This window comes from Glutamicibacter creatinolyticus, from assembly GCF_006094275.1.
In the GTDB taxonomy this organism is placed as follows: Bacteria; Actinomycetota; Actinomycetes; order Actinomycetales; family Micrococcaceae; genus Glutamicibacter; species Glutamicibacter creatinolyticus.
The window spans coordinates 514,473-529,100 of sequence record NZ_CP034412.1; the positions used below are offsets into that span (position 1 = coordinate 514,473).

At 67.2% G+C, this 14,628-nt stretch carries 12 protein-coding genes and 1 riboswitch; of the genes, 4 read left to right on the forward strand and 8 right to left on the reverse strand.

Annotated features, from left to right (window positions below):
• The first annotated feature begins 6 nt into the window (after positions 1-6).
• Positions 7-909: a succinate--CoA ligase subunit alpha gene (gene sucD, locus GcLGCM259_RS02435; protein ID WP_138925653.1), complete on the forward strand. Its 903-nt coding sequence runs from the start codon at positions 7-9 to the stop codon at positions 907-909.
• Positions 910-1,133: 224 nt separating this feature from the next.
• Here sucD and GcLGCM259_RS02440 read toward each other — a convergent pair whose 3' ends face one another.
• The 7 genes from GcLGCM259_RS02440 to GcLGCM259_RS02470 form a co-directional block, all read right to left on the reverse strand.
• Positions 1,134-1,418, reverse strand: a complete 285-nt coding sequence (locus tag GcLGCM259_RS02440; RefSeq protein WP_138174810.1) for a hypothetical protein — start codon at positions 1,416-1,418, stop codon at positions 1,134-1,136.
• Positions 1,419-1,621: 203 nt separating this feature from the next.
• The gene (locus tag GcLGCM259_RS02445) at positions 1,622-4,993 is read right to left on the reverse strand and encodes a DEAD/DEAH box helicase (protein ID WP_138925654.1); all 3,372 of its coding nucleotides are present in this window, start codon (positions 4,991-4,993) and stop codon (positions 1,622-1,624) included.
• A gap of 127 nt (positions 4,994-5,120) precedes the next feature.
• Positions 5,121-6,224 (reverse strand): VIT1/CCC1 transporter family protein, encoded by a 1,104-nt coding sequence (locus GcLGCM259_RS02450; RefSeq protein ID WP_138174806.1) that lies wholly within the window; start codon positions 6,222-6,224, stop codon positions 5,121-5,123.
• 34 nt (positions 6,225-6,258) lie between these two features.
• A complete protein-coding gene (locus tag GcLGCM259_RS02455) occupies positions 6,259-6,582 on the reverse strand; it encodes a hypothetical protein (protein ID WP_138925655.1) in 324 nt (107 codons plus the stop codon).
• 19 nt (positions 6,583-6,601) lie between these two features.
• Positions 6,602-6,716, reverse strand: a riboswitch (SAM riboswitch).
• A 13-nt stretch (positions 6,717-6,729) separates the two neighbouring features.
• On the reverse strand, positions 6,730-7,317 hold the full coding sequence (locus GcLGCM259_RS02460) for a DinB family protein (RefSeq protein WP_138925656.1): 588 nt from the start codon (positions 7,315-7,317) through the stop codon (positions 6,730-6,732).
• A gap of 44 nt (positions 7,318-7,361) precedes the next feature.
• Positions 7,362-8,282: a dioxygenase family protein gene (locus tag GcLGCM259_RS02465; RefSeq protein WP_138925657.1), complete on the reverse strand. Its 921-nt coding sequence runs from the start codon at positions 8,280-8,282 to the stop codon at positions 7,362-7,364.
• A 137-nt stretch (positions 8,283-8,419) separates the two neighbouring features.
• Complete coding sequence (locus GcLGCM259_RS02470; RefSeq protein ID WP_138925658.1) at positions 8,420-9,943, reverse strand: sodium:solute symporter family protein; 1,524 nt, start codon at positions 9,941-9,943, stop codon at positions 8,420-8,422.
• Positions 9,944-10,118: 175 nt separating this feature from the next.
• Here GcLGCM259_RS02470 and GcLGCM259_RS02475 point away from each other — a divergent pair, with 175 nt between their 5' ends.
• The 3 genes from GcLGCM259_RS02475 (at position 10,119) to GcLGCM259_RS02485 (ending at position 12,963) form a co-directional block, all read left to right on the forward strand.
• Positions 10,119-10,682 (forward strand): helix-turn-helix domain-containing protein, encoded by a 564-nt coding sequence (locus tag GcLGCM259_RS02475; protein WP_138174796.1) that lies wholly within the window; start codon positions 10,119-10,121, stop codon positions 10,680-10,682.
• An 87-nt stretch (positions 10,683-10,769) separates the two neighbouring features.
• Entirely contained in the window at positions 10,770-11,177 is a 408-nt protein-coding gene (locus tag GcLGCM259_RS02480) for a hypothetical protein (protein ID WP_054821460.1), read from the forward strand.
• A gap of 253 nt (positions 11,178-11,430) precedes the next feature.
• Complete coding sequence (locus GcLGCM259_RS02485; RefSeq protein WP_138925659.1) at positions 11,431-12,963, forward strand: APC family permease; 1,533 nt, start codon at positions 11,431-11,433, stop codon at positions 12,961-12,963.
• A gap of 112 nt (positions 12,964-13,075) precedes the next feature.
• Here the strand turns inward: GcLGCM259_RS02485 and GcLGCM259_RS02490 are convergent, their stop codons facing one another.
• Positions 13,076-14,578: a PucR family transcriptional regulator gene (locus tag GcLGCM259_RS02490; RefSeq protein WP_138925660.1), complete on the reverse strand. Its 1,503-nt coding sequence runs from the start codon at positions 14,576-14,578 to the stop codon at positions 13,076-13,078.
• Positions 14,579-14,628: the final 50 nt, after the last annotated feature.

Below are 14,628 nucleotides of genomic sequence, written 5' to 3' on the forward strand. Positions count from 1 at the left end.
CGAACAATGAGCATTTACCTGAACAAGGACTCCAAGGTCATCGTCCAGGGCATCACCGGCGGCGAAGGCACCAAGCACACCGCCCTGATGCTTAAGGCCGGCACCAACATCGTCGGCGGCGTGAACGCCCGCAAGGCCGGAACCACCGTGACCCACGGCGAGAAGGACATCAAGGTCTACGGAACCGTGGCCGAGGCCAAGGCCGAGACCGGCGCTGACGTGTCAATCGTCTTCGTGCCGCCGAAGTTCACCAAGGATGCGGTCGTCGAGGCCATTGAGGCCGAGGTTGGCCTGGTCGTGGTCATCACCGAAGGCGTGCCGGTACAGGACTCGGCCGAGTTCTGGGCGCTGGCCCAGTCCAAGGTCGACGAGAACGGCAAGCAGATCACCCGCATCATCGGCCCCAACTGCCCGGGCATCATCACCCCGGGTGAGGCCCTGGTGGGCATCACCCCGAACAACATCACCGGCTCGGGTCCGATCGGCTTGGTCTCCAAGTCCGGCACCCTGACCTACCAGATGATGTACGAACTGCGTGACCTGGGATTCTCCACCGCCATCGGCATCGGCGGCGACCCGGTCATCGGCACCACCCACATCGACGCCCTGGAGGCCTTCGAAGCTGACCCGGAGACCAAGGCCATCGTGATGATCGGCGAAATCGGCGGCGACGCCGAGGAACGTGCTGCCGAGTTCATCAAGGCCAACGTCACCAAGCCGGTTGTTGGCTACGTGGCTGGCTTCACCGCTCCGGAAGGCAAGACCATGGGCCACGCTGGCGCCATCGTCTCCGGCTCGGCCGGCACCGCCCAGGCCAAGAAGGAGGCCCTGGAGGCCGCTGGTGTGAAGGTCGGCAAGACCCCGAGCGAGACCGCTCGTCTGCTGCGCGAGGTGTACGAGGCGCTGTAAGCTGCCTGGCACCCGCACCGCGGGCCTGAAAACCCCACTGCCTTGAAACCAATTGGTTTCAAGGCAGTGGGGTTTTTGTTGTCTTCAACAGGCGCGGTGTGATGGGCGCCCGCTGCAGGACGCGACAATCCCTCCAAGAAGCGGATGCGGGCAGGCCCCGGCGCTGCCCCTGCGGCCCCCTCTGCGGCCGTACCAGGACGGTCACCGTCCCCGGTGGGAGGCGCCTAGTCGCGCAGCCCGCCAGCCGCGTCGGTGTCCACCCGGAGGAAGGAGGAGCCGACCACCACGAAGGCCCCAGGAATCAGCAGCATCCGGTGCTTCGGGTTGTAAAAGATTTCGGTGAGCGAAGCGGCGACGACCCGGCGCAGCTTCTCCAGCAGGTGAACGTTTTCCAGGACGAGCTGTTCCTGCTCAGTTTCAATGACCACACTGTTGTGCTCGGTGCTGACCCTGGCAGCTAACCAGTCGTCGCTCGGGGCACCTAGCGTCTCCGATTTAATCAGGGACACGGATATGACCGCCTTCGGTTCTTCGTTGTTTTGCCGAACGTCATTGTTGGCAAATGGGCGCGTGGACTGGTGCTCGCCTGTGTGGGGGACGTTTGGCACCGTGCACGCATATCGAATATAGCGGTTCGGACTGACAATAAGCTGATTTGATGACAATGTTTATCACACTGTTATGCCAAACGGTGGACCGAGCGGGCAGGCTGCTATTCCAGCAGGTCGCGGATGTCCTGCGCGGTGAGCGACTTGGCGAACCCGTCGGCCCCGTCCATGACCGTGGAGATCAGCTGCCGCTTGTTTTCCTGCAGCGCCACCACCTTCTCCTCGATGGTGCCCTGGGAAATCAGCCGGTAGACCATCACCCGGTTCTGCTGCCCAATGCGGTGGATCCGGTCAATCGCCTGGGCCTCAACGGCCGGGTTCCACCAGGGATCCAGTAGGAAGCAGTAGTCGGCCTCGGTCAGATTCAACCCGAACCCGCCGGCCTTGAGGGAGATTAGGAACAGCGGGGCGGTGCCGGCCTTGAAATCCTCAATGACCTGCGAGCGGTGTCGGGTGGAGCCGTCCAGGTACTCAAAGGCGATGCCCCGTTCGGTCAGCCGCTGGGCAAAGACCTTCAAAAACGAGGTGAACTGGGAGAACACCAGCGCACGGTGTCCCTCGCTGATTACGTCCTCCAGGTTCTCGAACAGGGCATCGAGCTTGGAGGAGGAGATGTCTGCCAGCTGCGGGTCGACCAGTGCCGGATCCAGGGCGAGCATCCGCAGATGGGTTAGCGACTGGAAGATCGTGAACCGGTTGCGGTCCATATCCTGCACCAGATTCAGAATCTTCTGCCGTTCCCGGTTCAGGTGCGTCTCATACACATGCTGGTGCTCGTCGTTCAGCCGCACCAGCACCTGCTGCTCCTGCTTGGCCGGCAGGTCAAGCACCACCGACTCCTTGGTGCGCCGCAGCATGAACGGTTTGATCCTCCGGTGCAGCAGTGCCAGACGGTCCTTGTCGCCCAGCGTCTCAATGGGCCGGGCGAATTGCCGGTTGAACGTACTGGTGCTGCGGAAGAGCGAGGGAGCCACCAGCGCCAGCAGGGCGCCGAGTTCCCCCAGGTTGTTCTCCATTGGCGTGCCGGTCACGGCCAGCTTGAATGGGGCGCGGATTTCGGCCGCAGCGCGGTGCGCCTTGGTGTTGCGGTTCTTCACGAACTGCGCCTCATCCAGGATCAGGCCCGCAAACCGGGGAGCGGCGTACGCTTCGTCGTTCAGGCGCAGCAACGTGTAGGTGGTCAGCAGCACGTCATTCTCCGCGACCAGTTCGGCCAGCCGCCGCTCGGAGGGCAGCTTGCCCTCGATGCTGGTGACCCGCAGCGAAGGCGCGAAGCGGCGGATTTCCATCTCCCAGTTGGAGACCACCGAGCTGGGGGCCACGACCAGGAAGGGAGCCGGGGTGCGCTGGGCTGCTGGCAGCTGCTGGCGTGAGTGCGGGTGCTCCCACAGCTGCCGGGCATGGAGCATCAGTGCGATCGCCTGCAGGGTTTTGCCCAGGCCCATGTCATCGGCCAGAATCCCGCCGAAGCCGCCGCGGTAGAGCCGTGAGAGCCAGCCGAACCCCTCCAGCTGGTAGGGGCGCAGCTCGGCCTGCAGGCCCTCGGGCAATGCTGGAGGCTCCTGCCCGGCAATGTCCAGCAGCGAACGCATCCGGGCGACGAACACATCGGCGCCGTCGATCCCGTCGGCCAGGTCGTTCAGCTCCTCGAACAGGGAAACCTGGAAGACCGAAACCTTCAGATCCGCGTCCTTGGGCTTGTCGTTGAGCATCTGGGCCTCGTCGACCAGGGCCTTGAGCTTGGCGAAGATCGGGTGGTCCAGGGAGAACCAGCTGTTGTCCGGCAACTTGACCTTCATCGCCCCGTTGCTCAGGGCCTCCACGATCGTGGAGAACGGGACCTCATGGGAGCCGACCGTGATCAACAGCCCCAGGTCCAGCCAGTCGTTCTTCTCAGAGTCCACGGCATTGATCTTCAGTTCGGGCAGCTCCGACAGCTTGCGGTAGACCGGGCGGACGCCGGTTTCGTTCAGCCGCACCCGCTGTTCCGCGCGCAACGCCGGAACCGTGTAGGAGACGAAGTCAATCAGCCCGTCGCCCTGGTAGATGCGCGGATCCAGGGCATCGTTCTCCCGCCCGGTGCTTTCAAGCAGCACCCGGTTTAGCAGCGCGCGCAGCAGCTCCTCCTGCGCCTGGTCGGGGACGACCTGGTCATCGGGGATTCCCGGGTAGCGGATGGCGAAGTTGACCTCGGCCAGGTCCTCGGCGGGCCGCGCCGGGGCACCCTGCCCGCTCTTGTCCTGTTCCGGCCGGGTCTTGGTGTAGTGGATGTCCACCGCCAGGTAGGGCGGCTCGAGTTCGGGCAGCACCAGGTCGGGGGAGGCGCTGCGCAGCGGGAAGCGGCGGGCCAGGCGCGGGTAGGCCCGGGTGAAGAACTGCTCCTGCTCCGCGGCCGGGATCCGCAACGGGGTGCGGTTCATGAACCAGCGCCGGTGTTGGGCGGCGATGGGCTGGGCGCTGGGTGCCAGCCAAATCCTCCGGCTGTCCTGCGGCTGCTGGTAAAAGCCGTGGTCCCCGATGGTTCCGGCGGGACTGTCCGGGTCCAACTCATGCTCCTGCCCGTCCAGGGTCAGGGTGCCGCTAAGCAGCAGGGCGTCGTCCTCACGGGCGGCCTGCAGCTCGAATTCCGCGCGTGCGCCGACCTGCACCTCGGTGTCGTTGCGGGTGCCCATCAGTTCGATGCCCAGGTGCTGCGCCTCGTTGAGCATCGGCCAGAGCAGGGGTGAGGAATAGTTGTCCAAGAACAGCCAGTCCTCGTCCTGCTTGAACTGCAGCTGCGTGTTGCTGCGGGCCAGGGCGGCGAAGCGGGTAAACCAGTGGTGCTGTGAGTACAGCAGGTTCCAGCCGAAGGTCTTGTACACGATGGTGGTCCAGCGCAGCTGACCGCGCACCCAGCGGCCGTCCGCGCCGCGCACCATGGGCCGCACCCCGAGGCGGAAACGCTGGTTGCGGTTCAGGAATTGGGTGGTGCCCGAGGGCAGCCACTGCTGTTGGGCCTGGTTCTTGACGTCCAACACCAGGAACTGCAGGCCCATCGGGTTGACCGGGTCCGCGGCCGAGCGGGTCACCCCGATGGGGTTGAGCGGGTCGGCCTGTTCAAACCAGTCATCGATGCTGCGTTGCCAGCCGCGCTCCGGCTGCTCCTGCACCTGCTCCTGCGCCTGCCGCGCGGTGGCCAGTTTGTTCGCCGCCAGCACCAGGGCCGCCTCGTGGCGGCAGGGCCCCTCCACCTCACAGGTGCACTGCGCCTGGCGGATCTGCCATCCCGTGGTGGCCCGTTCCAGCTGCACCCGCGGCTGGAACGTGTCGTTCTCGTCCTTGACCTCACCACGCAGTTCCGCATTATCCGCAGCAAAATGCACGCCACTGACGGCGCCCGGGGTGCCAGCCAGCTGCTGGCCCAGGAAGTATGGCAAGTTTCCCAGGTAGGCAAGCAAAGTCCTGCCATCTACCTGCGGGGGTACGGCGTTGGTCATCCTCTCATCGTTTCACGTTCGGAGCTGGCAGGGAAAGTTGGGGTCATCGAATGTGCACAACACCTCCGCGCCGCCGGATCCCCGCCCGCGTGCGCACCGGCCGGCGGGCGCAACCCGGCCGAATGGGCTAGGCGACGGGGGCGCCGAACAGCAGACCCAGGCAGTAGGTCACCGCGGCGGCGCCCCAGCCGATGGCCAGCTGGCGCAACCCGCGCTTCAGGGGCGAGGCCCCGGAAAGCAGACCCACCACGCCGCCGGTAAACATCAGGGCCGCTCCCACCAGGACGGCGGCCAGGATGATGGAGGGCAGCCCGGACATCCCGAAGATGAACGGGAGGATCGGCACGACCGCGCCGGAGGCGAAGAACAGGAACGAGGAAGCTGCCGCCCCCGGGGCCGAACCCAGCTCCTCGTGCTCGCGGGCCAGCTCCTCACCGCGCAGCTCCGGCTGCAGTGAGAATGAGGGGTTGCAGTCGCAGGTGAACAGCCCCATGCGTTCGGCGGCCCGGTGCTCGGCGTCCTCATCGCTCATGCCGCGCGCCTTGTAGATCAGCACCAGTTCGTTTGCGTCCAGGTCCAGGTCCTGCGCCGCGGAGAGCGTCACCTGGGTGGGCCGGGAAGCGGTGAGCAGTTCACGCTGGGAACGCACCGAGACATATTCGCCCGCCGCCATGGACAGCGCGCCGGCCAGCAGGCCGGCGATGCCGGCGAAGAGGACGAAGGAGGAAGCCACCCCGGTGGCACCGATGCCCAGCACCAACGCGAAGTTGGAGACCAGCCCGTCATTGGCGCCGAACACCGCGGCCCGGAAGTTGCCGGCCAGCCGGGTGCGCCCGGCGGTGGCCAGGGCGCGCACCACTTCCTCGTGCACCAGTTCGTCGGCGGCCATGTGGGCCGGGGCGTCGGCGTCCTTGGCGTAGGGGGAATCTCCCTCCGCGCGCTGGGCCAGGGCCAGCACGAACACCGACCCGAAGTGCCGGGCCAGGAAACGCAGCACGGTGCGGCGCAGCGAGGGGCGGCTGGGTCGGGCCTGGTCGCCGAGCAGTTCGCGCCAGTGCGCCTCATGGCGGGCCTCGGCTTCGGCCAGTCCGAGCAGCACCTGGCGTTCCTGCCCGGTGCGCCGCGAAGCCAGTTCTCGGTAGATCGCACCCTCGGCGATCTCATCGGCCAGGTATTTGCGCCAGCGCCGAACCTGCGCCGGGGTGGGGGAAGAAGGGGGATTGACGGTCATCACGGCAGTGAATCTCCTCAGTCAGGCCTCCTGCCTACAGTAGCTGTGGCAGGGGACGGACCCCGCGGTGCTCCGCGGCGCGTCCGTCATCGGCATCCAGTGTAGTGACCGAGGGGTGGGCGGGGAATTTGGCAAGGCTAAAAGCCACCGGACGCCCGCCGCTGGTGCCGCGCCGGGGCAGGAACAGCAGCAGCCGCCCGTGGGCCGGATCGAACCGGGCCGGGCCGGCCGCGCGGGTGAGCAGCCGCAGCAGCCGTTGCGGCTCACTGGTGTGCAGCACCTGCCAGGCGCCATGGAGGGTAAATTGCACTTCTCCGCTGTGCAGGTCGATCAGCGGCAGGACGGGAACGGCGTGCATCGCAGGCACCGGCCTTTCAGGCTAGCTCTTGCCCGGGCACAAGCTGGTGCCGCGGACCGCTTCCTCATCCGAACCACCCATGAACCTGGGGTTGGTGTGCGGCCAGTCGGAGCTTGGCGCCGCATCTCGTGAAGCTACGCTTCGATGCTACACGGAGTCGGCGATCTTCTTCAGCCGTGCGTAATGTTCCTTCCACTGCTCGTCACTGAACTCCGGCAGGTTCCCGTTCTGCGCGGACAGGCCCGTCTGTCCGTCAATCAGTTCGCGCACCAGATCCAGGTGCCCAGCGTGGCGGGAGGTTTCCCCCACCATGTGCAGCATCAGGTGCTCCAGGGTGGTTTCACTGTCCTCACCCCACCAGGGCACCGAGGCCGGGGCGTCCAGCTCCAGTTCCTCGAAGGCGGTGTTGGCCGCGTCGATCGCCTGGCGGTAGAACTGCAGCACGTCGGCGGCGCCGGTGTCCGCCTCCACCACGAAGTCCGCCATCGGGTCTTCGGAGGTGAAGGCCTGCACGGCCCGGGGACTGTCCACCGGGCGTTTGAGGCAATAGCTGAAGTAGCCGAATTCCATGACCGCCAGGTGGTTGATGACCCCCAGGACGTTGGTGCCGCTGGGCACCATGGGCCGACGCAGCTGGGCTTCGTCCAGATTCTCGGCCTTCCACAGCGCCGCCTGCCGGGCATGATCCAGGTAGCGGCGCAAACGCTGCTTGCGCGCGGTGACTTCGCTGTCCATGGACTGCAGTCTAGTGCAGCAGCCGCCGCGGCAACAGGGGGTGTCTACGGGGCAGCGCTCGCCGCGGGCCGGGTCGGCGGCCGGGCGCCGGGGCGCTCCCCGGCGCCCGGCTCCTGCCCGGTTCCCGGTGTGGTGCGGGTATCGACCGGGACCTCCAGGCTCACCCGATAGCCCTCGGTGTTGCTGCCGGTGACGGCGGCCAGCTGGCTGGCGCCGGCGTCGTCGCCGAAGACGTTGTCGCTGCGCAGGCTCACCGCGGCCAGGTTCTTGACCGAGGGCTCATAGCCCACGGTGGCGTACACCTGCTCGCACGCCTCTTGGGGCAGGGCCACCTGGGAGGTGGCGATCGCGTTGGCCGCATCGGTGACCGAATGCTCGTCCGGGTAGATTTCAAAGTGGATGTGCGGCCAGCGCCCGGCATAGCAGGCCGGGAAGATGCTGGTGAAGCTCACCATCCCGTCCTGGTCGCTGAGCTGCACGCCGCGCAGGTAGTTTTCCTCCTGCACCCCGGTGGAGTACATCGAGTAGCGGCCCTGGCGGTCGCACTGCCAGACGTAGACGGCCACCCCGATCATCGGGGCGTTGTCCTTCGCGCTGTCCAGGATGCGCAGCTGCAGCTGCATCTCGATGCCCTGGGCGGTGCCTGTGGCGCCGTCGAAGCTGGAACGGATATCGCTGCGCACGATCCCGGAACGCTCCAGCACGTCCGGTCCGTTGGACCCGTCCGCGGGGTAGGGGCCGGCCGTCTCCTCGGGGATTTCAGCCGCGTCCCGTGAACCGGTTCCGGCGGTGGGGGCGCAGGCGGACAGGGTGAAGGCCAGGGTGCCCAGCCCCATGGCGGTGAGCATCTGGCGCCGGTCGATCAGGGTCTGCACGTCAAACCCCAGCCCCTGATCCTCCAAGTCTTCGCCCGGGCGGGGCAGGGGGCGGTTGTTGAACCAGCGTCCTGGCGGGGTGGATGTCATGACGGCTCCTTTGTGCATCCGGGCAGCTTTAAAACCAAGGGCACCACCGGGCCTGTTGCCCGATGGTGCCTTTGAGGATATGCACCGGTATTGGGTTCCGGCACAGCTGCGGCTATGTGGCCGCTATGACCTTGTGCTTAGCGCACCGCGGAGTCCTGCACGCCCTCCACGCTGCTCTCACCGGCCACCCGCCGGTCCCAGCTGGCCAGCACCTGCGCGTCGGTGCGCCCGGTGGCCAGCGAGACCACGATGTAGGTCAACGCCGAGGCAAGCAGGCCGAAGTAGATCGGTTCGTTCGCGTACACCCCGTCGAACGTGTTCTTCGCCCGGATCTCCAGGTAGATCATCGTGCCCAGGGTGACCGCCGTGCCCGCGGCCATCGACCAGGCCGCGCCCACCCCGTTGCCGCGGCGCCAAATCAGCCCGCCGAGGATGGAGATCAGCAGCCCGCCGACCAGGATGTCATAGGAAATGGTCAGCGCGGCGACCACGTCGTCCACCACGATCGCCAGGATCATGATGACCACGCCCAGCCCGAACACCCACCAGCGGTTGTTGCTGACCTCGTGTTCCGGGTTCTTCTGCTCATCGCGCTGCAGGTCGCGGCCGAACCAGCTGGCCACAAACGGGGCGACGTCGGTGCGCGCCACGGTGGCGGCGGCGATCAGTGCGCCGGAGGCGGTGGACATCATCGCGGCCACCGCGGCGGCCAGCACGATCCCGCCCACGGCCAGCGGCAGCACCTGCAGGGCCACCTCGGCGTAGACCGCGTCCGGGTTCTGTTCGGCCTCGGCCGCGATCCCCGGCAGCGCCACGCGCGCGGCCATGCCGATGATCGCGCCGGCCGCGCCGTAGATGATGCAGTAGATGCCGGCCGACAGCCCGCCCCAGCGGGCCACGTTGTCGCTGCGGGCGGTGAAGACCCGCTGCCAGATGTCCTGGCCGATCAGCAGGCCCAGCCCGTAGACAACGAAGTAGGTGATGATGGTCTGCAGTCCGATGCCGTCCCACTGAAAGAAGGTGGCATCCAGGCGCTGCTGCATGGCCGACCAGCCGCCGCCGGCACCCAGCACGAAGGGCAGCATCAGGAAGAAGACGCCCACGGTCTTGATGAAGAACTGCACCTGGTCGGCCAGGGTGATGGACCACATCCCGCCGATCGAGGAGTAGATCAGCACAATGCCGCCGCCGACCAGGATGGCCAGCCAGCGTTCCCAGCCGTAGAGCACCATGAAGATCGTGGCGTAGGCGCCGGTGGAGGTGGCGCACAGCATCAGCGTGTAGGCCAGCATGACAATGCCCGAGGTGTTGGTCGCGGCCCGGGAGCCGTACCGCAGGGTGAGCATCTGGGAGACGGTGAAGATCTTCAGCCGCTGAATCTTCGGGGCGAAGAACAGTGAGAGGGCCGAGACCCCGATGCCGATGGCCACCACCAGCCACATCCCGGAGATGCCGTGGCGGTAGCCCAGGCCCACGCCGCCCACGGTCGAGGCCCCGCCAAGCACGACGGCGGCCATGGTTCCGGTGTACAGCACCGGTCCCAGCCGTCGGCCGGCCACCAGGTAATCGCTCGTGGAATGGGTGCGGGACTTGCCCCACCAGCCGAAGGCCAGCATGCCCACGAGGTATAAGGCGACAATGCCGCCGTTGATGTAATCCATTGAACTTCCCTGTGATGAAAATGACGCTCCACAAAGAATGACAGCAAAAACAAAAGATGTCTATCGGTAAACGCGAGGTGAGTCACAGAACGTCGCGGATCCACCGTCGCCGCGTGCGGGAAATATGAGGTCGCCCACTACAGTGGAGGCAGGAACCCAGTTGCGCGGAGGAAAAATGAAGGCGTTGCCCGTCGAGCCCACCGGCTCATCGATCAAGATCGGCAGCCGACTGCGCGTGGCCCGGCAGGGCCAGCGCCTGACCATTGACCAGGTCGCGGAAATGGCGGGGCTGACCAAGGGCTTCCTCTCCCGCGTGGAGCGTGATCTGACCAGCCCCTCGGTCGCCACCTTGCTGACCCTGTGCGAGGTGCTGTCCATCGAAGTGGGGGAGCTGTTCACGGTCCCCGAGACGAAGCTGGTCAAATTGGAGGCCGCCCCGCGCATCTCCCTGGGCGGGGAGGGGATCATTGAACAGCTGCTCACCCCGCGCACCGAACGCCGGGTGCAGGTGATCCGCGCCGAGATCGCGCCGCACGGCGCCGGGGAAGCCGAGCTGTATTCCATGGACTGCCAGGTTGAGGTGCTGCACGTGCACTCCGGGCACTTCACGCTGATCCTGAGCGAGGAGCGCATGGAGCTGCAGGCCGGGGACACCGTGACCTTTCCCGGGAGGGAGCCGCACAGCTGGATCAATCCCAGCCCCGAGCCGGCGGTGGTGACCTGGACCCTGGTGCTGTAGTCGCTGCCGGGGAAGAGCGCCGCGCCGGGCTATCCTAGACAAGGCGGGAAAACCGCCGGGCCAGGCAGGAAGACGGACGGGAGTGCGGTGAACGCAACGCAGCCAACGGCAGCCGAGGGCTCCGTACCGGTCATCCCCTGGTGGTTCTCCGCGGTCCTGGGCATCATCATGGGCGTCACCCTGACCCTGATTCGCACCCAGCGCTACTTCTTCATCGTCGGTGCCGGGGTGCTGGCGCTGATGATCTTCGTGGTGGGGATCCTGACCATCCGCCGCCGCCGGCGCCACGCCGAGCTGATGCAAAGCCGCACCAGCCTGGGCTACCTGCTGTGGATGCTGGTGATCATCATCCTGGCCGGTCCGGTGCACACCATCTACCTGGCCGATGAGCCCGCTGAGCTGTGGCTGAAGTCGGTGCTGCTTTCGCTGGGCTTCACGGTGGCCATCCGGCAGGTCGACCGCCACCTGGTCGCCCATTCACGGCAGCGGGGCTAACCCGCCGTTCCCCGCCCCCGATAGTGGAATTGGCGCGACTGCGTCCAGTGCACCGTCAAGTACCGGAGCCTTCTGGCGTGGCCGCATTGGATTCTCGCGGCCCGGCGGGGAGGGTTGCGGCGCCCAGGAACGCCGCGTGCTGCGGCGGCCCGACCTGGGCACTATGACCCACGCCCTGGATGAACTATCCCTAGCCTGTGTCCCGTCGGTTCCCTAATGTGATCTGCATCATTGAATGCGGGAGGGAATCGCTATGACGACATCGGGTGGGGCACCGGCGCAATCCGGGGCCGGACTGAAAAAGGTCCTGGGCAAATGGGACATCCTGGCCATCGGCGTGGGCGCCATGATCGGTTTCGGCTGGGTGGTGCTCACCGGTGACTGGATCACCAGTGCCGGTCCGCTCGGCGCGGCCCTGGCCATGGCGGTTGGCGGTGGCATCATGGCCATCGTCGGGCTGACCTACGCCGAACTGGTGGCCGCCATGCCCAAGGCCGGCGGGGAACACAACTACCTGCTGCGCGCCCTGGGCGCGCGCTGGTCCTTCGCCGGTTCCTGGGGGATTGTGGGCGGCTACATCACCATCGTCGCCTTCGAGGCAGTGGCCCTGCCCAAATCCGTGGCCTACATCTTCCCGCAGATCAACCAGGTCAAACTCTGGGACATTGCCGGTTCGGAGGTGTTCCTGTTCTGGGCGCTGGTGGGGGTGGCCGGGGCGGTGGTGATCACCTGGATCAACATCCGCGGCATCAAGACGGCGGGGATCGTGCAGACCTTCGTGGTGCTTTTCCTCTTCCTCATTGGAGCCATGCTGCTCACCGGGGCCTTCACCGGCGGCCAGGCATCCAACATGGAGCCCTTCTTCCTCAACGGCACCGCCGGGTTCTTCGGGGTGATGATCATTGTCCCGTTCATGTTCGTCGGCTTCGACGTCATCCCGCAGTCCGCGGAGGAATGCAATATCGCCCCGCGCAAGATTGGGCGCTATGTGATCATCTCCGTCATGATCGCCACCGCCTGGTACGTCATGGTCATCATGGCCACCTCCTCGGGAATGAACGCCTCCGCGCTGGCCGGCTCCGACCTGGCCACCGCCGACGCCATGGGTGCCCTGTTCAATTCCGACACCATGGCCAAGGTGCTGATCGCCGGCGGCATCGCCGGCATCCTCACCTCCTGGAACTCCCTGCTGATGGGGGCCTCGCGCCTGCTGTTCGCCATGGCGCACTCGGGCATGCTGCCGCGCTGGTTCGCCTACCTGCACCCGAAGTACCGCACCCCGTCCCATGCGCTGCTGTTCATTGGCGGGCTGTCCGTGCTGGCCCCGTTCTTCGGCTCGGCGATGCTCGGCTGGCTGGTGGACTCCGGCTCCCCGTCCATCGTGGTGGCCTACCTGCTGGTGGGGGTGGCCTTTGTGATCCTGCGCCGGCGCGAACCGCAGATGAACCGTCCGCTGCGGGTGGGTGGACGCGGAAACTTTGGGCAGCTGATCGGCGTGCTATCGGTGCTGTTGTGCGCCTGGCTGATCAGCCTGTACCTGCCGGGCATGCCGGCGGCGATCGGCTGGCAGCCCTGGGTGCTCTTTGGCAGCTGGTGGCTGCTGGGCATGATCTTCATCCTGCGCATCCCGCGCGGCATCACCCCCGGCGAGAACGCCGAAATGGAGCTAATGCAGCTGATGAGCATCCGCCAGCAGGCCAAGCTGGGGGCCAGCGGCCCGGATGCGGTGGCCGCCCGGGCCGCCCACCCCAACCGCCAGCGCGCCGCCCAGCGCGACGGGCGCTAGCCCGCCGAACCAGGCAGCATGGACCGGCTGCGGCGCAACCCCAGGGGTTGGCCGCAGCCGGTCCATGCGCCGTTAAGCCCCGGGCAGGCCGATGCCAACCGGGGGCTTGGGGCTAGGGTTCTTCGCGTCGAATGGCCAGCCACAGGCGGGCGGCGACATCCGGGTCATCCAGGTTCTGCTGCAGCAGCTTGCCGGCCGTGGCGATCCGCAGGCGCAGCGAATTGCGGTGAATCCCCAGTTGCCGGGCCGCCTCCTCCCAGGTGCCGCGGCTGGCCAGGTACGCGCGCACCGCGGGCAGCAGGTCGCTGCGCTGATATTCGCGCAGCGTGCGCACCCAGCCGGCCGCGGTCGCCTCGGTTTCCCCGCCGGCCCCGGTGATCATCCCGGGCGGGGCCTGGGACAGGGCCAGGCGCACCCCGGGCAGGATGCCGGGAATCTCGGCCAGTCCCACCGGTTCGCTGAGCACCGCGCACGCGTGCCGCGGCGGTGCCGGTTCGCCAGGTGTGGGCGCCGGACGGACCGCCGGCTCCCCGACGCTCGGCTCGGACAGCACCAGGTACCAGGTGTCGGCCTCACGCAACGCCAGCCGGTGGGTGGACAGGGCGGGCAGCCGCCAGGCCAGCCGGGGGTCGGGGGCCAGCTGCTCCAGCTGGCGCAACGCATCGTGGGCCTCGGTCTGGGGCAGGGTGGCGGCCAGCAGGCGCACCGGCGCCTGCAGCTGCCGGTCCAGGCCGAGCTGGTCACCGACCAGCACCGCGGCGTGGTGCTCGCCGTGCAACAGCAGCCGGGTGACCGCGGCCCCCAGTTCCCGGCGTGCCTCCTGTTCGGTGGCGCGCTGACGGGCCCGCATGCTCAGCAGCGTGGCCACCGTCATCATGACCTGGCGTTCGGCCCGGGTGACGGGCCGGTCGGCGCACACAGCCAGGTAGCCGGTCAGCCGGGGACCGCTGAGGATCGGGTAGACCACCACCGCTTCGCCGGCGATCTCAAAGGTTGCCGCCGAGGGCATGTCCACGCGGGCAAAGCGCCGACACTCCTGGCGCAGCTGCGCCAGATGGACGGCGGCCGAGGCCGGCCAGTGGGCTTCGGGGCCGTCATCCACCCGCAGGTAGGCGGCCCACCCGCCCAGTGCCCGGGCCAGTTCGCGGATGACCGAGCTGTCCGCATCGGCCCGGTTCGCCGCCCGGGCCAGGGCCGTCTGGGTGCCCAGGCTCTCCATCAGGTTGCTGGCGTCGCTGCGCGCGCTCAGCCGCCAGTAGGCGCGGGAAACCTGCTGGAAGGGAACCTCATCGGGCACCACCCCCAGCTGGATGCCCAGCCGCTGGCAGCCGGCCGCCACCCAGGAGGGAACCTCGTCCAGCCACGGCCCCAGCCCCAGGCCCAGGCTGGTGATTCCATGCGCGGCCAGCCGCCCCAGGTACTCGGTGCTGGCCTCGGCGGTGTCGGCGAAGGACATGCCCGTGGTCAGCAGCAGCTCCCCGCCCTCCAGGTAGGGGGTGGGGTCGGCCAACTCGGAAATGTGCACCCCGGTGACCGGGTTGGCCCGAAACGTGGTGCCGCTGGCCGGGTAGAAGCTGCGCCCCAATTCGGTGCCCAATTGCAAAAGCGTGATCACGGTGCAAATTATCCTGTATGAACCGCCGAATTGGATGGAACGGCCAGTGA

Bases quoted from the DNA above. Each gene is read 5' to 3' on its own strand.
- sucD (WP_138925653.1), top strand. From the start codon at position 7: ATGAGCATTTACCTGAACAAGGACTCCAAGGTCATCGTCCAGGGCATC.
- GcLGCM259_RS02445 (WP_138925654.1), bottom strand. From the start codon at position 4,993: ATGACCAACGCCGTACCCCCGCAGGTAGATGGCAGGACTTTGCTTGCC.
- GcLGCM259_RS02450 (WP_138174806.1), bottom strand. From the start codon at position 6,224: ATGACCGTCAATCCCCCTTCTTCCCCCACCCCGGCGCAGGTTCGGCGC.
- GcLGCM259_RS02455 (WP_138925655.1), bottom strand. From the start codon at position 6,582: ATGCACGCCGTTCCCGTCCTGCCGCTGATCGACCTGCACAGCGGAGAA.
- GcLGCM259_RS02460 (WP_138925656.1), bottom strand. From the start codon at position 7,317: ATGGACAGCGAAGTCACCGCGCGCAAGCAGCGTTTGCGCCGCTACCTG.
- GcLGCM259_RS02465 (WP_138925657.1), bottom strand. From the start codon at position 8,282: ATGACATCCACCCCGCCAGGACGCTGGTTCAACAACCGCCCCCTGCCC.
- GcLGCM259_RS02470 (WP_138925658.1), bottom strand. From the start codon at position 9,943: ATGGATTACATCAACGGCGGCATTGTCGCCTTATACCTCGTGGGCATG.
- GcLGCM259_RS02475 (WP_138174796.1), top strand. From the start codon at position 10,119: ATGAAGGCGTTGCCCGTCGAGCCCACCGGCTCATCGATCAAGATCGGC.
- GcLGCM259_RS02485 (WP_138925659.1), top strand. From the start codon at position 11,431: ATGACGACATCGGGTGGGGCACCGGCGCAATCCGGGGCCGGACTGAAA.